Consider the following 19,083-nt stretch of genomic DNA (forward strand, 5'->3'; position numbering starts at 1 on the left):
CTGTGCTTCAAACCGCGTCGTAGATCACTTCGAGCGACGGCTTGTTCAGCACCGCGGCGCCGCACATGTCTTCCATGGTGGCGGGCAGCAGCACGACATCGCGGCCGGTCACGTCACTGGAGAACAGGCCGAGCAGCCCGTCCTGGGTGAGCGGCTTCGGACGTACCGGCGGCGCGGTGGCGACGTTGGCGGCCAGCTCCGCGAACAGCGGACCCCACTCCCCGTCCGGCAGGCCGATGATTTCGTAATTGGCGCTCTTCCTGCGGATGTCGTCATCGGCGGGAATCGCCGCCAGCACCGGAATGCCGGCCGCTTCGGCGAAGGCCTGCGCCTCGCCGGTGCCGTCATCTTTGTTGATCACCAGACCGGCGACGCCGACATTGCCGCCGAGCTTGCGGAAATATTCAACCGCGGAGCAGACGTTGTTGGCGACGTACAGCGACTGCAGATCGTTGGAGCCGACGATGATCACCTTCTGGCACATGTCGCGGGCGATCGGCAGGCCGAAGCCGCCGCACACCACGTCGCCGAGGAAATCGAGCAGCACGTAGTCGAAGCCCCATTCGTGGAAGCCGAGCTTTTCGAGCGTCTCGAAGCCGTGAATGATGCCACGGCCGCCACAACCGCGGCCGACTTCCGGGCCGCCGAGCTCCATCGCGAACACGCCGTCGCGCTTGAAGCAGACGTCGCCGATCTGCACTTCCTCGCCGGCAAGCTTCTTCTTCGAAGACGTCTCGATGATGGTCGGACAGGCCTTGCCGCCGAACAGCAGCGATGTCGTATCGCTCTTCGGATCGCAGCCGATCAGCAGCACTTTCTTGCCCTGCTGCGCCATCATGTAGGACAGGTTGGAGAGCGTGAAGCTCTTGCCGATACCGCCCTTGCCGTAGATCGCGATGATCTGGGTTTCCTTGGTCACGGGAGTCGTCAGCGGCGCGTCGGGCTCGATTGCCGCCTCGGCCCGGAGTTGCGCGTCTTGCAGGTTGATCTGCGGAACGACGTTCATCAGCTCAATCTCCAGTTCAGAACCATCTTGAGGCAGGCGGGATCTTCGAAGGCGATGCGATAGGCATCAGGTGCGGAAGCCGCTTCCTGATGATGCGTAATCAGTCCGTCGAGCGAGAGCTTGCCGGAATCGATCAGCGCCTTGGTGGCGCCGATGTCCGCCGGTTGCCATTCCGCTGCGATCCGGATCCGGGCTTCGCGCATGAAGGCCGGCGGGAACGCGAACGACAGCGGCTCGCTGTAGAAGCCAGCGAGCACGATCTCGCCGGTCGACGCGATGCGGCAGATCAAAGAATCGAGCAGCTTCGGATCGCCGCTGACGTCGTAGATGCTTTTGTAGTCGCGACGCTGGTCGGCCTCGGGGTCGATCACTTCGTAGCCAACGGCGCCGCCGCTGCGGATCGGGTTCTTCTCCCACACCACCGGCGGCGGATTGCCGAGCGCGATCGAAATCCGCGCCAGCAGGCGGCCGAGCACGCCGTGACCGACGATGCAGTCCGGCGGCGTCGCATGGCGCGCGGCAATCGCGTGATAGGCGGTGGCAGCAAGAGCTATCAGGATACCGCGCTCGCCGAGTTGCTGATCCAGCGGCACGACGCGTTTGGCCGGCACGACCAGCCGCGATGCGGAGGCTCCGAACAGACCGCGGACTTCGCCGAAACACTTTGCGCCGGGTACGAAGACCATCTGGCCGGGCTGCAGATCGGTCGCCGATCCGGCCTCGACCACTTCGCCCACCGACTCATATCCCGGCACCAGCGGGTACCCCATTCCGGGGAACGCCGGCATCCGGCCGGACCACAACAGCCGCTCGGTACCGGTGCTGACCCCGCTCCAGGCAACATCAACGACAACGTCATCCGCAGTCGGGGCCGTGAGGGCCAGGCGACTGAGTTCGACGTGTTGTGGCTGCTTGAGTACGACCGCGATGGTGTCCATCGCTCACTCCAAATCTCGGCGGCAGAGACCGGCCGCCGAGTGTCATGCTAAACTGACGGACGTCAGTGTCAAGCCAGATTAACACATTTGGAGGTCTTGGTTGCGGTAATTACGGAGGCGACCAGTGGCATCGGAACCAGGTGGAGCTTGATCTCAGCGAATCCGGCGGCCTCCAGCAGCGATCGGAGATGTTCGAAGGTCCTGGCTTTACCGGTTCCCATTGCCCTCAAATAAAAGGCAAAATAGCCGTCCGAGATCGACGCGGTACGCGACAGGCCGGCGATCGGCTCGGCGATCAGCAGTGTCCCCCGCTCGGGAAGGGCGCTGTGGACCGCTCGCAACAGCGCGGCGACGACCTCGTCGTCATGGTCGTGGATGACTCGCACCAGCGAGACGATATCGGCGCCTTCGGGCAGCGGGTCGGTCCGGAAACTGCCGCCGATCGCGGTCGCGCGCTCGGCCAGGCCATTGGTACGGAAGCGGTCGGCCGCCTTGGCGGCCACGGCCGGAAGATCGAACAGGATGCAGCGCAGCTCCGGGGTCTGCGCGGCGACTGCCGACAGGAACGAGCCGTCGCCGCCGCCGACGTCGAGCAGGCAACGATGAGCGCCGAACGAGAACACGTGCAGCACTTCGCGCGCGATCATCGGCTGCGACGCGGCCATCAGCGCGGTGTAGGACGCGACGTGCTCCGCACCGAGCTCGGCCGGCCGCTCGCCGCGGACATAGGCCCAGTAAGCAGCGAGTTCTCCGCCGCCGCGCGGGCCGCGCAGCAGCGCCACCGGATCGGCGAGGTCGCGATACAGCATCGCGTGATGCTCGACCATCGCCAGCACGCCGCGATTGCCGCACAGTTCGGCGCCGAGCTGGCCGAGGCCATAGCGGCCTTCGCTGCGCGGCTGCACCAGCTTCAGCGCGATCGCCGCATCGAGCAGCATCTGCATCGATTCGCGCGGCAGCTCGCATCGCACCGACAATTCGTCGACGGTGGCAGGCCGTTCGGCGATCAGGTCGAACAGCCGCAACTGCACGCAGGCGAGCAGGATCTGGGAATAGACGAAGCCGGCGACGAGGTCGAACATCGCGGCGGCGCGGCGGCGCGCAACAGGCCGCATCAGCGGAAACACCGCGGCGAAGCGCTGAAACCGCGGGTTCGACAAGACTGAATCGCGCCAGCCGAGCAGCCGGTCACGCAGACTCAAGGAGTTCATCGTTCCTGCTACCACCGGCCGGCCGCCGAGGCCACGCCGGGGGAAGGCTTTATCACGCCATTACGCCGCGGATTGCGCGAGCTTCGCCGGCACCAGCCGGGTGGCTTCCGACATGATCAGCGAGCGCAGCTCGTTGCCGTTGGAGCACGGTGGCATCGCTTCGACCGCGCCGCGCACCAGCGACTTCAGATGGTACACCGCGCCGTCGATGCCCATCTCGCGCACCGCGCTCGGGCGATCATGGGCGACGTCCTGGCCGACCGGCTTGCCGATCTCGTCTTCATCGGCGGCGGCATCGCGCAGATCGTCGGCGACCTGATAGGCCTCGCCGATCTTCTCGCCGACCATCCGCCACGGCTCGGGATCGGCACCGGCCGAGGCCGCCCCGGCCGCGGTCGCGGCGACGAACAATGCACCGGTCTTGGAGCGGTGATAATGGGCGAGATTGATTTCGGATTCGCATTCCCACGCCTGCCCGGCGACGATGCCGAGCGGCACGCCGACGGCGCTGCCGATGACCTGGGTGAGCTTCAGCAAGCGGTCCGGCGCGCAATTGACGCGGGCGATGGTCTGGAACGCCAGCACGATCAGCGCGTCGCCGGTCAGCACCGCGAGCGGCTCGCCGAACGCCTTGTGCACCGAGGGACGGCCGCGGCGGATATCGGCGCCGTCGAAACAGGGCAGATCATCGTGCACCAGCGAGGCGCAATGCATCAATTCGAGGGCTGCGCCGGCGGCTTCGGTGGCCGGATTGTCATCGCCACAGGCTGCGGCAACGCTGTGACAAAGTCGGGGCCGAACGCGGGCACCGCGCGGGAACACCGCGCTTCGCATTGCCGCCGCCAGTCGGGGCGGGCATCCTGCCAGATCCGCCTGGCTGAGCGCCTCGGTGAGGGCACGCTCGATCCGATTGGTGACATCCATGGCCGACTCCCGCTCTAGGCGCAGCAAGTGTCAATTTGACTTGTCATACGCGACTGTAAATTATTATGGACACGTGTCAATGACATGGCGCAATGACACTTAAGGCGAAGCGGGAGTCGGACTTGAGGGATCAGACCGCAAAGAATCGCGTGGTGGTGATCGGTGCCGGCGTGGCCGGACTGACCTCCGCTCTCGCCCTGTCGGCGCGCGGCCTCGACGTGACCGTGGTCGAGCGCGCCGCGACGCCGGGCGGCAAGATCCGCGAGGTCGGCATCGGCGCGGCGCGGATCGACAGCGGCCCCACCGTCTTCACCATGCGCTGGGTGTTCGAGGAATTGTTCGCCGCGGCCAAGCTGAACTTCGCCGATCACGTCCGGCTGCGGCCGCTGTCGGTGCTGGCGCGCCATGCCTGGAACGAGGCCACGCGACTCGATCTGTTCGCCGACGAGGCGCGCTCGGCGGATGCGATCGGCGTGTTCGCCGGCCCGGCCGAGGCGAAGCGCTACCGACAATTCTGCGCCGACAGCCGGCGGATCTATCAGATCCTAGAACAACCGTTCCTGCGCGCCACCGCGCCGAGCCTGCCCAGCCTCGCCACCGCCAACGGCCTCGGCGGGCTGCTGGAGTTGCGCAAGATCCGCCCGTTCACCACGATGTGGAACGCGCTCGGCGACTACTTCCGCGATCCACGCCTGCGGCAATTGTTCGGGCGCTATTCGACTTATTGCGGATCCTCGCCGTTCCAGGCGCCGGCGACGCTGATGCTGGTCGCGCATGTCGAGCAGCAGGGCGTCTGGATCATCGAGGGCGGCATGCATGCGCTGGCGCGCGCGCTGGCCGATTGCGCGGCGTCGCAAGGCGCCAGCATTCGCTACGATCAGGAGGTGCGCGAGATCATGGTCTCGGGCGGCCGCGCCGCCGGGGTGATTCTCGCCAGCGGCGAACGCATCGAAGCGCAATCGGTGATCGTCAACGCCGATGTCGGCGCCCTGCCCGGCGGCCTGTTCGGCGACCAGGTGCAACGCGCCGTGCCGCCGCTGGCGCCGAAGCTGCGGTCGCTGTCGGCGATGACCTGGAGTATGGTGGCGAAGACCGAGGGTTTTCCGCTCAGCCGGCATTCGGTGTTCTTCTCCCGCGACTACGCGCGCGAATTCAACGATATCTTCCAGCGCGGCGAAGTGCCGAGCGAGCCGACCGTCTATGTCTGCGGTCAGGACCGAATCGACGACGACGCGCGGCTCGGCGATGGCGGCGAGGAAGAACTGCTGGTGCTGATCAACGCGCCGCCTGTCGGCGATCGCAAACCGTTCGATGAGGCCGAGATCGCGCGTTGCGCGGAGCGCACGTTCGACGTGCTGGAACGCTGCGGGTTGCGCATCCGGCTTCAGCCTGACAAAACCACGGTGACCACGCCCGCCGATTTCAACCGGCTGTTTCCGGCGACCGGCGGGGCGCTGTACGGCCGCGCCTCGCACGGCTGGACCGCCTCGTTCGAGCGCCCCGGCGCACGGACGAAAATCCCCGGCCTGTATCTCGCCGGCGGCAGCACCCATCCCGGCCCCGGCGTGCCGATGGCCGGCCTGTCCGGGCGCGCCGCCGCGGCGAGCCTCGTGGCCGACCTCGAGGCCGAGCTGCAGGGCTTGAAGCCGATGCTGCGGCCGGCCGCCACCTGAACCGACGCGCGACACTCACCGCGCAAGTACAAAGCACACGAATCGATGATTGCCTGGCCCAACGAGACCGACGAACGCCGCGCCGGATTCAACCTCGACGTTCCGCCCAACGGCTATGCCTGGTGGTATGTCGACGCGATCAGCGACGACGGCAGCGAAGGCCTCACCATCATCGCCTTCATCGGCAGCGTGTTCTCGCCCTACTACAAATTCGCGCGGCGCGACGCGCCGGCCGATCCGTTGAACCATTGCGCGCTCAATGTCGCGCTGTATCACAGCGCCGGCAAGCGCTGGACCATGACCGAGCGCTCGCGCGGCCGGGTCGCGCGCAATCTGCATTCGCTGCTGATCGGGCCGAGCGACCTCGCCTGGGACCGCCGTGCGCTGACCATCAACATCAACGAAGTGCGCGCGCCGATCCCCGGCCGGATCAAGGGCCGCGTCCGCGTCATCCCGCAGTTCGTGACGAAGAACAACTTCGTGCTCAACACGGACGGCAACCACCGCTGGTGGCCGATCGCGCCGCGCTCGCGAATCGAGGTGACGCTGGAGCAGCCCAAGCTGTCGTGGCAGGGCGAGGCCTATCTCGACTGCAACGCCGGCGATGCGCCGATCGAGACCGGCTTCACGCATTGGGAATGGGCCCGCGGCGCGCTGCGCGACAAGACCGCGATCCTGTACGAAGCCGAGCGCCGCGACGGCAGCCGGGTCGATCTGGCGATCACCTTCGACGCGCAAGGCAACATGGAGCGCTTCACCCCGCCACCGCTGCTGCCGCTGCCGCGCTCCGGCTGGCAAGTCAGCCGCAGCGCCCGCAGCGAGACCGACGCGCGCGTGATCCGAACGCTGGAAGACTCGCCGTTCTACGCCCGCTCGATGGTCGCCACCACGCTGCTCGGCGAACGCGTGACGCTGATGCACGAAAGCCTGTCGCTGGATCGCTTCAAGATGCCGGTGGTGCAGGCGATGCTGCCGTTCCGGATGCCGCGGCGGAAGTGAGGGGCTGCGCGTTCTCGTGGATGGCCGGGACGGAGCCCGGCCATGACGGATTCAGTGCCCCTCGGGAAATTTCGTGAGCTTCGCCTTCTCCTCTTCCCGCTTCCGGTCCAGCCGCTTGCCTTGCCATTCCAGCACCAGCCAGCTCGCGGCAAACATGCCGAGCATCAGGATTTCGAAATAGTTGAAGGCGCTGTCGCTGGTCATGGCGCTTTCTCCTTGTCGCGCTCGGCGCGGGCGCGGTCGAGGCGTTTGCCCTGGCGTTCGAGGATCAGCCAGCCGGCGATCAGGCAGGCGAACACGACGACAAGCTCGATCAATCCGTAATAGTCTTCCATTGCCGTCTCCCGCGATGCGACGGTTGAAAACAAGTTAGACCTCGAATTCAAACTGTAATGTATTCTCGTGCGCCATGCCGAACGTCATCCTGAGGTGCGAGCGCAGCGAGCCTCGAAGGATGGGCCGCGCGTGTCGCGCATCCTTCGAGGCTCGCCCTTTCGGGCGAGCACCTCAGGATGACGCCCACAGTCGTCTCAAGCCAATTCTGCCTTGACGTACGCCTCAGCTCCAGCTCACCAGCGGCGGCATCGAGCTCATGATGGTCTCGGTGTTGCCGCCGGTCTGCAGGCCGAACATCGTGCCCTTGTCGTACAACAGGTTGAACTCGACATAGAGCCCGCGGCAGGCGAGTTGCTGCGCCCGCTCCTGCTCGGTCCACGGCTCGACCATGCGCTTGCGCACGATCCTCGGATAGATCTCGAGCAATGCCGCGCCGACGTCGCGGGTGAAGGCAAAGTCGCGCTCGAAATCGCCGCTGTTCAGGTGATCGTAGAAGATGCCGCCGACGCCGCGCGCGGTGCCGCGATGCGGCAGGAAGAAGTAAGTGTCGGCCCAGGGCTTGAATTTCGCGTAGTAAGCCGGATCGTGGGCGTCGCAGGCGGCCTTCATGGCGGCGTGGAACATCACCGCGTCCTCGGCGTCCTGGCTGCGCTGCTCGGGCAGCATCGGCGTCAGATCGGCGCCGCCGCCGAACCAGCCCTGCGACGTCGACAGGAACCGGGTGTTCATGTGCACGGTGGGGACCCGCGGACTGCGCGGATGCATGATCAGGCTGATGCTGGTCGAGACGTAGTCGCGCGTGACGCCGTCGCCGGGCAGATTCTTCGCCATCTCCGGCGTCAGCGTGCCGTTGGCCGACGAGGTGTGGATGCCGATCTTCTCGAACAGCCGGCCGCCCGAGAGGAAACCGCCGACGCCGCCGCCGGCGCCGGTTTTGCGCTGCCACGGCTTGTAGCTGAAGGTCGCGGGCTCGCCGGGAAACAATGCGGCCGGCGCCTCGCGTTCCAGCGTTTCGATCTCGGCGCAGATCCGATCGCGCAGGCCCTCGAACCAGGCGCGTGCCTGCGTCCGTCGGGCTTCCACCGGGTCATCGGAAACAGCGGGCGTGCGGTCGAGGTCGGTGTCGATGGTCATGGCCGTGATCCGTTGCGCAAGGTCAGCATCGGTATCACGCCAGTGTGGCGTCTTCGAGAGTTTTTGCAAATGGGTGGCGGTTGAGACGCTGCCTTTAGCGCACCGTCACACATTTTCACCGACGTCATGGCCGAGCTTCGTCCCGGTCATCCACGGGTCCGGGCACGGCGCGAGCGCCGTTCATGGATGCCTGGGACAAGCCCGGGCATGACGAAGTTAGTGCAGAGATTGGACCGAACTACACCCGGCTGCGCTGCAGCATCTGGTCACGGCGTTCCAGCCTCGTGAACAGGTCGACCAGCCAGGCGACTTTCTGCTCGATCGGCTTGACGCGCGGGGCCGGCGGCACGTCGCGGACCGGATGGGCGATCACGGCGTCGATCAGGAAGCGAGTCTCTTCCATGTCGCCGAACCGGGTCGGCAGATATTTCGCCGGCGCCCATTCGGTTTCCTGGAACGCCAGCATCCGCGCCAGCACCGCGAGCTTGCGCCCGGTCGAGACCACGGCGCGCGACGACACCGAATCGAGCCCGGAGCGTTCGACCTCGCGGCCGATCTCGGCGTAGAGCGCGCGCGCCGCGAAGATGCCGGGGCGGCAGGAGCGCGGCAGATTGGCGATGCCGAGCGTGGCGCGATCGTACAGCGCATCCGCGGTGTCGATCAGCCGCTTGACGATGCCGGCGATCTCCGGCGTGAATTTCGGGTCCTTGAGCCAGGTCTCGGGATCGAGCCCGGCCTCGCGCATCCACGACAGCGGCATGTAGATGCGGCCGTTGCGGGCGTCCTCGCCGATATCGCGGGCGATGTTGGTGAGCTGCATCGCGCAGCCGAGATCGCAGGCGCGCGCGACGATGTCCGGCCGGCGCTGCCCCATCACCAGGGTCATCATCACCCCCACGGTGCCGGCGACGCGCGCCGCATAGCCGTAGAGATCCGACAGCGTCTCGAAGCGGCGGCCCTGCGAGTCCCATTCGAGGCCTTCGATCAGCGCCTCGGGAATCGCCGGCGGAATCGAGAACCGCGCGATCACGTCGGCGAAAGCGCGGTCCGACGGATACGGCCGCGGCAGGCCGCGGCAGGCGCGATCGAGCCGGTCCTTCAGCACTTCGACCGCAGCGGTGCGATCGAGGCCGAGATCGACGGCATCGTCGGCGACGCGGCAGAACGCGTACAGCGCGATCGCCGGATCGCTGATCCGGCGCGGCAGCACCATCGAGGCGGCGTGGAAGGTGCGAGAGCCTTCCTTGATCATCTCGCGGCAGGCCAGCATATCGGAATGTACGGTCATGACGTCACCAGACTGTCGGCCTCGGGGACCAGGGAATCGAGCACACGCGCCGAGGACAGCACCCCGGGCAGACCGGCGCCGGGATGGGTTCCGGCACCGACGAGATACAAATTCTTGACGTCTTCGCTCTGGTTGTGCGGCCTGAACCAGGCGCTCTGCCACAGCACCGGCTCGAGGCCGAATGCGGCGCCGCGGAACGAGGACAGCCGGTCGCGGAAATCCAGCGGCGTGGTGAGCTTCGAACTCACCACCTGATTCTCGAGATCGGGCAGCACGGTGGCGCCGAGCATCTTCGCAATCGATGCGCGATAGTTCTCGGCCTTGGTGGTCCAGTCGATGTCGCCGAGCAGATTCGGCACCGGCGACAGCACGTAGAACGTATCGCAGCCGGGCGGCGCCAGCGACGGATCGGTCGCGGTCGGGCGGTGCAGATACAGGCTGAAATCGTCGGCGACGATCTTGCGGGAGAAAATGTCGGTGATCAGCTCTTTGTAGCGCGGCCCGAGCAGGATGGTGTGGTGCTTGACGTCGTCGTAGCGCCGCTTGGTGCCGAAGTACCAGACGAACAGGCTCATCGAATAGCGCGAGCGCTCGATCTTGGCGTCGGTCCAGCGCTTGCGCGTCTCCGGCGCCAGCAGGTAGCGATAGGTCGAGGCCGAATCGGCGTTCGACACCACGATATCGGCCTTGATCACCTCGCCGTCGGCGAGCTCGACGCCGCGGGCGGCGCCGTTCTCGACCACGATGCGGCGGACGTCCTGCTGATAGCGGATCGTGTTGCCCTGGCCTTCGATCAGCTTGACGAGGCCGGAGACCAGCGCGCCGGTGCCGCCCATCGCCGAATGCACGCCCCACTGCTTTTCGAGATAGGTGATCAGGCAGTACACCGAACTCGACATGAACGGATTGCCGCCGATCAGCAGCGGATGGAAGCTGAACACCTGGCGCAGCTTCGGGTCCTTGAAGTGCTTGGCGACCATGCCGAAGACGCTGCGATAGCTCTCCAGCTTGATCATGTCCGGCGCGATCTTCAGCATGTCGGTGAAGCGGCTGAACGCCTGGTCGCCGAGCTGCTCGAAGCCGACCTTGAAGATCGCCTGCGACGCCGCCATGAAGCGGTCATAGGCCGGGACGTCGTCCGGGCAGAATTTCGCGATCTGGTCCAGCACCGCGTTACGGTCGTCCGAATAGTCGAAGAAGGTGCCGTCGTCGAAGCGGATGCGGTAGAACGGCGACATCGGCTTCAGCACGACGTCGTCGGACATCCGCTTGCCGCACAGCGTCCACAGCTCCTCGAACAGATACGGCGCGGTGACGATGGTCGGGCCGGCGTCGAAGGTGAAGCCGTCCTGCTTGTGGACGTAAGCGCGGCCGCCGGGCGCATCGAGCTTTTCAAGAACGGTGACCCGGTACCCTTTGGCACCGAGCCGGACCGCAGCGGCCAAGCCGCCAAAGCCGGAGCCGATCACCACCGCATGCGGCGCGCGATCATTCGAAGGACGGGGAGCGGGTTTGAGACCGGGATCGAGCATGGGCATCACTGTAACGAAAATTTGACAGCCGAACCAGTCCAAATGTGTAATGTAAACCTTACACCGTTGTCTTTGATCTATTCGACATTTTGCCCGGCCGGACGCGAATATCGCTCGATCAGCGCCGCGATCAGATCCGGACGCTCTTCATGGGCCAGATGGCCCAGCCCCGGAATCCGCTCGATCACCGCTTTCGGCTGAATTTCCTGGACCTTACGGGCAACCGAGGGCGGAATCGCGCGATCGCCGTCGGCGGCGACCAGCACGAGCTGCGGCTTCAGACCGGGCAGCGCCCGCAGCAGCGGTTCGAGATCCCAGTTCGCCATCATGCGCAGCGCTGCGGCCACATGGGCCGAATTGCCCACCAGTTTGCCGTAGAGCCTGATTCCCACCGGGTCGAGCGTCGAGCCGGTATTGCCGATCAGCCGCTCGACCGCGGCGCGGCTGCCGGCCTGCCAGGCGAAGAAGCTGGGGACGAAGGGATTCAGCACCAGCATCTTGGCCAGCGGCGAGAAGATGTTCGCGGCCGGCCCACCATAGGGCAGGAACGCGCCGTTGAGGCTGATCAGCAATCGCGGCGCGATGCTGCCGTCGAGGCACATCCGCGCGGCGATCGCGGCGCCTGCGGAGTGCCCGACCACGATCTGCGGCGACACGCCGAGCACCCGCAGCAGCGCGGCGAGGTCGCCGGCCATGCCCGGCAGCGACAGCCGATGCGCGCGCGGCGACTGGGTGAAGCCGTGCCCCGGCAGATCCGGCACGACGACGCGAAAATGCGCGGCCAGCAGCGGCGCCAGGCCGCGCCAGGAATGCGAGGCCGCGCCGGTGCCGTGGATCAGCAGCAGCGCCGGCGCATCCGCCGGCCCCATCTGCTGGACGTGCCAGCGAAAGCCGCCGGCCTCGACGAACCGGCTGGCGTCCCGGTGCGGCCAGTCGGCGCCGTCCCTGCTCCAGACGAGTTCGCTCATCGCCCCGCCTCAGGCCGGCTGCTTGGCGACCCGGGCGAGGAATTCGTCGTAGGTGCGCAGGAATTCGTCGGGCATTTCGAAATGCGGCATCGCGCCGGTCTGGAACACGGTGACGGTCCAGTTCGGCCGGCCTTCCACCGTGCTCTTGTTGCCGTAATCGACGAAGTCACCGCGCACGCCGTGCGACAGCCACGCCGGCATCTTCAGGTCCTGATAGATGCGCAGGACGTCCTGGCTGAACAGATAGCCCGAGACGAAGTAATAAGGCGCGTGCTGCGCGCCGGGCTGATGCGTCGTCAGATAGTCGTAGTCGAGCAGTCCCTGATCGATGTTCGGCGAGCCGAAGGTCTTGCGCAGGAACCAGGCGATCACCGATTTCTTCGTCAGCAGGCCGAAGATTCCCTCGCCCCACAGCGGGTTTTCGAAGATCGCATACAGCCACGGGATCGCCCGCGACCCCTTCACCCAGCGCACCTGCCGGCGATCGAAGCCGGTCGGGCTGACCAATGCCACGCTGCGGAAAACCTTCGGCGTCTCGTCGGCGGCGCGCCCGAGAAACTCGCAGCCGAGCGACAGCGCGACCGCATCGAACGGCGCGTCGCCGTGGATCTTCTGAATCTCGGCGACGGCGGCATGGATCGCATCCGTCATCATCCGAATTGTGTATTGACGCTTGGCGCGCGAGGAATGACCAAAGCCCGGCAACTCGATCGCGTAGACCGGGCGGCTCCTGGCGTAGTGCTCGTAGATCGGTTTCATCTCGTAGGCCGATCCCGCTGCATTGATGCTGTGGACGAGAAGCATCGGCGGCTCCGACGTCGGTGTCGCCGGCGACGCGGTCCAATAGGTCAGCCGACCGGCCAAGCTGTCGATGTCGTGGCGCTCTCCGGAGACCGGTGCAGGAAGGTTCGGGTTTTCGTTGCGCGTCGCGGTCGATCCGGGGGTGGGTGCGGTTGCGTTCATCTCGAATTTCCTGTTCGCGGCCACTCCGGCCGCATCTCGACGTGGCCAAGACGGTGTGCGCAGTGTATCAGACCGTCAAGAACGCTTGTCGTATAACAATGGGTATGTCTCTTGACACAGAAACTCGTGACGAAACCGTTCATTGAGGTGCTTTCCGGAAATCGGCAGGCATCTCCCCCGATGTGGATGATGCGGCAGGCCGGCCGTTACCTGCCGGAATACCGCGCGACCCGCGCCGAAGCCGGCAGCTTCCTCGATCTGTGCTTCAACGCCAAGCTCGCCGCCGAGGTGACGTTGCAGCCGATCCGGCGCTTCGGCTTCGACGCCGCGATCATCTTTTCGGATATTCTGGTCGTGCCTTACGCGCTCGGACGCGCGGTGCGCTTCGAGGTCGGCGAAGGCCCGCGGCTCGATCCGTTGAATTCGCCGGACCTGGTCGGCACGCTGAATGGCGCGATCGACCTGTCGAAGCTCGAGCCGGTGTTCGAAGCGCTGCGCATCGTGCGCAGCGAGCTCGCCCCGGAGACGACGCTGATCGGCTTCTGTGGCGCGCCGTTCACCGTCGCGACCTACATGGTCGCGGGTCAGGGCACGTCGGATCAGCACCCGGCGCGACTGATGGCGTATCAGCACCCCGGCGCGTTCGCCAGGATCATCGACGTGCTGGTCGAGAGTTCGATCCAGTATCTGTTGAAGCAGCTCGAGGCCGGCGCCGACGTGCTGCAGATCTTCGACACCTGGGGCGGCATCCTGCCGCCCCGCGAATTCGAGAAGTGGTGCATCGAGCCGACCCGCCGCATCGTCGAGGGTGTCCGCAAGGTGAGCCCCGGCGCCAAGATCATCGGCTTCCCGCGCGGCGCCGGCGCGATGCTGCCGGACTTCATCGCGCGCACCGGCGTCGACGCCGTGAGCATCGACTGGACGGCCGAGCCGAACATGATCCGCGAACGGGTGCAGAGCAAGGTCGCGGTTCAGGGCAACCTCGATCCGCTGCTGCTGATCGCCGGCGGTTCGGCGCTCGATCAAGGCGTCGACGACGTGCTGAAGAACTTCTCGGCCGGACGCCACATCTTCAATCTCGGCCACGGCATCACGCCGGACGCGCCGGTGGCGCATGTCGAGCAGATGGTGAAACGGGTCCGCGCCTACAAAGGCTGAGATCTTCGGTATCAACGATCGAAGCCGGTGCGCAAGCGCCGGCTTTTTTCGTGCCGACGTGAAGCGGGGCCAAGTGTCGTTGATATGACGCGCTCCGGCCGCCGAGTTCACGCCGCGCATCACCGGGGGTAGCAACTCCACCTGAATGATCGCGATGGATGCATAAATGCTCGTTAGGCGAGCAGGCGCGTGCGGACGAGTTCAACATGATAACAAAGCATTTCGACAATCGCGCCACCGCATAATCGTTCGATAACCACGGCGGAATCCATTGTCGAAATGACTGGCCTTCGTATTGCTCCGGGGATTAGTAAGCGCTCTGGCTACCTGGAGGAGTTCAAACCGTGTCCGTCCGGGCATTTCTCAAGCAACGCGCCGTGAACATCGCTGTCGGTGGCAATTATTCGCTGGCGAACTGGTACGACCAGAACGGCAAGCCGCGGAACTTCGCCTGCCGGACCAGCCGAGTCTCGCCGTTCCGGATGATCGTCGACGTGCCGGTCGTCGGCCGCGTCGGCGATGCGATCTCGTCGTATTTCAGCGATTTCGGCAAGCTCGACGGCCATATCAGCGACACCGTTCCGGGCGGGTTCCTGCTCGAACTCGCGGTCACCCGGGCGATGCGCGAGCGGCTCTCGAACCAATTGAACTGGCTGGAGAAGAAGCTGAACGACCCGGCGATCGTCGATGCGAGGGAGCAGGCCCGGATCGTCCCCGCCTGCCCGCATTCCAGCCTGATCATGGCCGACGGCAGCGTGCACACCTGCTTCGTCATCGACATGTCGATTTCGGGCGTCGCGGTGTCCGCCGACGTTCAGCCCGAGATCGGCACACCGCTGGCGGTCGGCGGCTGCGTCGGCCGCGTCGTCCGCCACCGCAGCGATGGATTTGCGGTGAAGTTCAGCGAACTGCAGAACCGCAGCGAATTGGAATGGCGGATCGCCCGGCCGCCGGCACGGAATTCCGTGGCCGAAGCCCGCGTCGAACGTCTCGCGTCGGAACAGGCGTCGGCAAACTGGACCGATGCCAAGCCCCGGAACGACGACGGCAACCAGACCTTCGTCCTGGACGCTTGACGTCGGTCAGCCCGTCGCCGCAGTGACCGCCTTCGCCAGCACATTGGCGTCCGCATAGGGCATCGGCAGATAGCGCGCGTCCATTTCCTTGGCGAAGGCTTCGGCCTGCGGCCCCGGCCGCGGCGACATGTCGATCACCACCGCATTGATGCCGGCGACGCGGAATTGCCGCGCCGAGGCCTTGGCGTCTTCCTCGGCCTGCGGCCGGCCCGGCGCGCCGTCGCGGGCGATGTTGGCGCGGCCGTCGGTGAGCACGATCACGGTCGGGGTCTGGCCCTTGCGCTTGATCGAGTCGGCCAGCATGAAGGCGGCGTCGAGCCCGGCCGCGAGCGGCGTGCCGCCGCCGCCGGGCAGGCCGGCGAGGCTGCGCTTGGCGCGCGCCAGCGACCGCGTCGGCGGCAGCAGGATCTCGGCGATGCTCCCGCGGAACGCGATCATCGCCACCTGATCGCGGCGCACGTAGCAATCCGCAAGTAACAACTCGACCGCGCCCTTGGCTTCGGCGAGCCGATGTAGCGCCGCGGAGCCGGAAGCATCGACCACGAAGATGGTGATGGTCTCGGTGCGCTGCTTGAAGCGCGCGATCCGGAAATCGTCCTTCTCGACCAGAATGCGCGGCGCGCTACCGGAGCGGCCCGCGGCCTGGCGCCGGCGCAGCGGCTGCCAGGGTGCGGCGGCGCGCAGCGTCTCGATGACGTTGAGCTTGGAGCCGTCGCGCAATTCGCCGCGCACGCTGCCCGTGGGACGCCCGCGCTTCTTCGACTTCTGCAACTGGCCGGCCTTGCCCGCCGAACGTGCGCGGGCGCGGCCGGCGGAGGCGCGCAGCGCTTCGAGCACGCCGGGCGGCATCGCGGCCTTCACCGCGGCGAGGATCACCTCGTCGAGCGCCTTGTCGATGTCCGGCGTCTGCTGTTCCTGATCGTTATTCTCTTCCGAATTGTCCTCCGGCGGCGGCTCCGGCGGCGGCGGCTCGGCCTGGTCGGGCTGATCGGCTTGCGGAAACACGGTGGCGCGCGGCGCCAGCACCAGACGCGCGGCGAGCGTGAGGTCGTCCTGCTCGATGACGACACGATCGAACAGCGCCGCACTCGCCCGCGCCGCGCGGATCGCCAGCAGCGGCGCGCGCAGCGAGATGATGCCGAGCGCGGCGGCCGCCGTGCAGATCGCCTCGATCTGCGCGCTCTCGACCTTGATCGCGGACAGGCGCGCACGCGCCGCCATGATGTCGTCGAGCTGGACCGGGAAATCCTCGGTGTCGCGCCAGGCGAACTGATCGAGATCGAGATGGAAGCCGAGCCGGTCGCGCAGGCCGGCCGGCGCGAACTCGTCCTCGAGGCCTTCGTCGAGCGCCACCACGCCGAACCGCGCCGGCATCCGCAGCGACAGGCCGTCGCGCTCGACCGCGGTCTCCTGCGCGTCCATCGCGGCGGTCAGATACACGTTGGTCGAGGACTGCATCCGCTCGGCCATCGCCACCACCAGCACGCCGCCATCGGCCTCCGCCAGCAATCCGCGCTCGGCGACCGGGCGGCCGGCGAGCAGCGTCGCGGACAGATCGAGGCCGCCGAGCAGGCGGCCATCGGCGATGTGCAGCGGCAAGTTCCGATAGGGCTGCTCAGGGGGCAGCGCGGCGCGCAGCGTCGCCAGCCAGCGGTCGCGCACCGGACCGGCGCGCGAGCGCAGCAGCACGCCGCCGGTGCCGACCGGATCCACCGCGAACAACTGCGCCGCGGTCACCGCATCGGACCATGCTGGCGAGATGCTCATCCGAAGATTTCAGCGAGCGCCCGATCGACACGAACGCTCGATCCGGCGTCGTCCAGAGGATTGCGGCGCAGCCGATGCCGCAGCGCCGACGGCGCGATCCGCTTCAGATGATCGTCGGTGACGATCTTGTCGTGTTCCAAGGCCGCGAGCGCACGGGCCGCGCGCATCAAGGTGAGTTCGCCGCGCAGGCCGTCGGTGCCGAGCGCCATGCACAATTTGGCGGCGCGCTCCAGCGCGGCGTCGGGCACGCTGACATCGGGCAGCCGATCCTTGGCCTGGGTGATCTTGCGGCGCAGCTTGGCTTCTTCCTTCGACCAATGCTCGAGGAAGGCCGCAGAATCGTTTTCGAACGCATCGCGGCGGCGGACCACCTCGATCCGCTCCGGCAGCGTGTCGGGCGTCTTGACCTCGACCGACATGCCGAACCGGTCGAGCAATTGCGGACGCAGCTCGCCCTCTTCCGGGTTGCCGGTGCCGACCAGCACGAAGCGCGCCGGATGGCGGATGCTGAGGCCTTCGCGCTCCACCACGTTCTCGCCGGAGGCAGCGACGTCGAGCAGCAGATCGACCAGATGATCTTCGAGCAGATTGGCTTCGTCGATGTAGAGGAAGCCGCGATGCGCCCGCGCCAGCAGGCCGGGCTCGAACGCCTTCTCGCCCTTGGCCAGCGCGCGTTCGAGATCGAGCGCGCCGACGACGCGGTCCTCGGTGGCGCCGAGCGGCAGATCGACCACCGGCACCGGCACCTGCGCGGTCTTGATCTTGCCGTGCTTGGCCTTCTCCTGGCACTCCTCGCAGAACCGCGGGGGCAGATCCGGATCGCAATTGTAGCGGCAGCCGACCACGGTCTTCATCTTCGGCAGCAAGGCCGCGAGCGCACGCACCGCGGTCGATTTGCCGGCGCCGCGATCGCCGAACGCCAGCACGCCGCCGACCTTCTGATCGATCGCCGCGATCAGCAGCGCGAGCTTCATCTCTTCCTGGCCGACGATGGCTGAGAACGGGAATACGGTCGCCATGGGATGAGTCACTCCGGCCGCGTTTTTTCGATGATCGCGGCGGCGCCCTTGTCCAGCAGATCAAGACCGACCGTACGACCGAGTTCGCGGGGCCGATTGGCCGGACCGGTGCGCGTCGCCTCGATGAACAATCCGCCCGCCTCGTCGAGCACCGAGGCGCTCAGCGTCATCTCCGAGCCGTTGATGGTGGAATAGGCGGCCATCGGCGAATTGCAGTGGCCGTTCAGCACCCACAGCACCTCGCGCTCGGCGTCGCAGAACAGCCGCGCCTTGGGATCGTCGATCAGCGCCAGATATTTGCGGGTCTGCCACTCGTGAACCGGGCACTCGACCGCGACGATGCCCTGCCCCGCGGCCGGCAACATCTCCTGCGGCGTGAAGTCGTGGACGATGCGGTCGACGAAGCCGACGCGCTCGAGCCCGGAGCGCGCCATGATCAGCGCATCGGCCGGGCCGACCTCGCCGCCGTCGGGCATCCGCTGCTTCTCGCGATTGTCGAGCTTGCGGATGCGGGTGTCTGCCGCGCCGCGGAAATGAATCACCTCGACTTCGGGGAACAGCCGCTTGGCATAGGCCGCGCGCCGCACCGCATTGGTGCCGATGGTGTAGCCCTTGCCGCGCGACGCCTTCAGTTCGTCGAGCGTCAGCCCCTTGCGCAACACCATCGAATCGTTGGCCGGATCGCGCGCCAGCGTGGCTGCGACGATCAGTCCGGGGGTTTCCTCGTTGGCGGGCATGTCCTTCAGCGAGTGCATCGCGCAATGCAGCTCGCCGCGCAGCATCGCGGCACGGATCTCGGCGACGAAAGCGCCGCCCTTGCCGCCGTGCGGCAACAGCTTGCTGACCTGGTCGCTGTCGCCGACGGTTTCGAACCTGACGATCTCGGGATCGAGTTCGCTCGCGGCTGCGCGCAACTGGTTGGCAATGTCCTCGGTCTGGGCAAGCGCCATCACGCTCTTGCGCGTCCCAATGCGGACTGGAATTTTCACCACATGCTCCATTCGACGACCGCGAAGGGCCCGCGGCGACTGACGGTCGAACCATACCAGTCCGAACCAGATTGCAAACAGATGACCACCGGATTTTTCGTC

18 protein-coding genes are annotated in these 19,083 nt (G+C 66.6%); 4 read left to right on the plus strand and 14 right to left on the minus strand.

The genetic code is table 11. The features are described 5' to 3' along the window. Nucleotides 1-7: 7 nt before the first annotated feature. The 4 genes from RPB_RS20175 to RPB_RS20190 all read right to left on the minus strand — a co-directional run bounded on the left by RPB_RS20175 (nt 8) and on the right by RPB_RS20190 (nt 4,079). Entirely contained in the window at nt 8-1,006 is a 999-nt protein-coding gene (locus RPB_RS20175) for a chlorophyllide a reductase iron protein subunit X (RefSeq protein ID WP_011442878.1), read from the minus strand. Further along, entirely contained in the window at nt 1,006-1,944 is a 939-nt protein-coding gene (gene bchC / locus RPB_RS20180; RefSeq protein WP_011442879.1) for a chlorophyll synthesis pathway protein BchC, read from the minus strand. Before bchC ends, RPB_RS20175 begins: the two co-directional genes overlap by 1 nt. Before the next feature lie 68 nt (nt 1,945-2,012). Next, nucleotides 2,013-3,155: a methyltransferase gene (locus RPB_RS20185; RefSeq protein ID WP_011442880.1), complete on the minus strand. Its 1,143-nt coding sequence runs from the start codon at nt 3,153-3,155 to the stop codon at nt 2,013-2,015. Nucleotides 3,156-3,215: 60 nt separating this feature from the next. After that, nucleotides 3,216-4,079, minus strand: coding sequence for a polyprenyl synthetase family protein (locus tag RPB_RS20190; RefSeq protein WP_011442881.1), 864 nt, complete (start codon nt 4,077-4,079; stop codon nt 3,216-3,218). A gap of 122 nt (nt 4,080-4,201) precedes the next feature. Here RPB_RS20190 and crtD point away from each other — a divergent pair, with 122 nt between their 5' ends. Both crtD and RPB_RS20200 read left to right on the plus strand, forming a co-directional pair. Continuing rightward, on the plus strand, nt 4,202-5,752 hold the full coding sequence (gene crtD / locus RPB_RS20195; RefSeq protein WP_011442882.1) for a 1-hydroxycarotenoid 3,4-desaturase CrtD: 1,551 nt from the start codon (nt 4,202-4,204) through the stop codon (nt 5,750-5,752). Nucleotides 5,753-5,797: 45 nt separating this feature from the next. Next, nucleotides 5,798-6,751 (plus strand): carotenoid 1,2-hydratase, encoded by a 954-nt coding sequence (locus RPB_RS20200; protein ID WP_011442883.1) that lies wholly within the window; start codon nt 5,798-5,800, stop codon nt 6,749-6,751. 51 nt (nt 6,752-6,802) lie between these two features. On the opposite strand, the gene RPB_RS24960 is transcribed toward RPB_RS20200, so the two are convergent. From RPB_RS24960 to RPB_RS20225, 7 genes are all read right to left on the minus strand, one after another. Further along, entirely contained in the window at nt 6,803-6,955 is a 153-nt protein-coding gene (locus RPB_RS24960; protein ID WP_011442884.1) for a hypothetical protein, read from the minus strand. After that, nucleotides 6,952-7,086 (minus strand): hypothetical protein, encoded by a 135-nt coding sequence (locus RPB_RS25200; RefSeq protein WP_011442885.1) that lies wholly within the window; start codon nt 7,084-7,086, stop codon nt 6,952-6,954. Before RPB_RS25200 ends, RPB_RS24960 begins: the two co-directional genes overlap by 4 nt. Nucleotides 7,087-7,309: 223 nt before the next feature. After that, entirely contained in the window at nt 7,310-8,221 is a 912-nt protein-coding gene (gene hemF / locus RPB_RS20205; protein ID WP_011442886.1) for an oxygen-dependent coproporphyrinogen oxidase, read from the minus strand. A gap of 238 nt (nt 8,222-8,459) precedes the next feature. Continuing rightward, nucleotides 8,460-9,509, minus strand: coding sequence for a phytoene/squalene synthase family protein (locus RPB_RS20210; protein ID WP_011442887.1), 1,050 nt, complete (start codon nt 9,507-9,509; stop codon nt 8,460-8,462). Then, nucleotides 9,506-11,041 carry a phytoene desaturase gene (locus tag RPB_RS20215; protein ID WP_011442888.1) on the minus strand — a complete coding sequence of 512 codons (1,536 nt, stop codon included), beginning with the start codon at nt 11,039-11,041 and terminating at the stop codon, nt 9,506-9,508. The genes RPB_RS20210 and RPB_RS20215 overlap by 4 nt, the downstream gene beginning before the upstream one ends. A gap of 77 nt (nt 11,042-11,118) precedes the next feature. Beyond that, nucleotides 11,119-12,009 carry an alpha/beta fold hydrolase BchO gene (bchO, locus tag RPB_RS20220; RefSeq protein WP_011442889.1) on the minus strand — a complete coding sequence of 297 codons (891 nt, stop codon included), beginning with the start codon at nt 12,007-12,009 and terminating at the stop codon, nt 11,119-11,121. A gap of 9 nt (nt 12,010-12,018) precedes the next feature. Further along, complete coding sequence (locus RPB_RS20225; RefSeq protein WP_011442890.1) at nt 12,019-12,972, minus strand: alpha/beta fold hydrolase; 954 nt, start codon at nt 12,970-12,972, stop codon at nt 12,019-12,021. Nucleotides 12,973-13,083: 111 nt separating this feature from the next. Between RPB_RS20225 and hemE the strand changes: the two genes are divergently transcribed. Together hemE and RPB_RS20235 are read left to right on the plus strand one after the other, a co-directional pair. Further along, nucleotides 13,084-14,130, plus strand: coding sequence for a uroporphyrinogen decarboxylase (gene hemE / locus RPB_RS20230; protein WP_011442891.1), 1,047 nt, complete (start codon nt 13,084-13,086; stop codon nt 14,128-14,130). Between the two features lie 344 nt (nt 14,131-14,474). Then, nucleotides 14,475-15,206: a PilZ domain-containing protein gene (locus RPB_RS20235; protein ID WP_011442892.1), complete on the plus strand. Its 732-nt coding sequence runs from the start codon at nt 14,475-14,477 to the stop codon at nt 15,204-15,206. A gap of 6 nt (nt 15,207-15,212) precedes the next feature. Here RPB_RS20235 and RPB_RS20240 read toward each other — a convergent pair whose 3' ends face one another. The 3 genes from RPB_RS20240 to hemC are packed head-to-tail and all read right to left on the minus strand — an operon-like array spanning nt 15,213 to nt 18,981. Beyond that, nucleotides 15,213-16,973, minus strand: coding sequence for a magnesium chelatase subunit D (locus RPB_RS20240; protein ID WP_011442893.1), 1,761 nt, complete (start codon nt 16,971-16,973; stop codon nt 15,213-15,215). Beyond that, entirely contained in the window at nt 16,970-17,992 is a 1,023-nt protein-coding gene (gene bchI / locus RPB_RS20245) for a magnesium chelatase ATPase subunit I (protein ID WP_011442894.1), read from the minus strand. The genes RPB_RS20240 and bchI overlap by 4 nt, the downstream gene beginning before the upstream one ends. An 8-nt stretch (nt 17,993-18,000) precedes the next feature. Continuing rightward, nucleotides 18,001-18,981, minus strand: coding sequence for a hydroxymethylbilane synthase (hemC, locus tag RPB_RS20250; RefSeq protein ID WP_011442895.1), 981 nt, complete (start codon nt 18,979-18,981; stop codon nt 18,001-18,003). Nucleotides 18,982-19,083 lie beyond the last annotated feature (102 nt).

The organism is Rhodopseudomonas palustris HaA2, assembly GCF_000013365.1.
Taxonomy (GTDB): Bacteria; Pseudomonadota; Alphaproteobacteria; order Rhizobiales; family Xanthobacteraceae; genus Rhodopseudomonas; species Rhodopseudomonas palustris_J.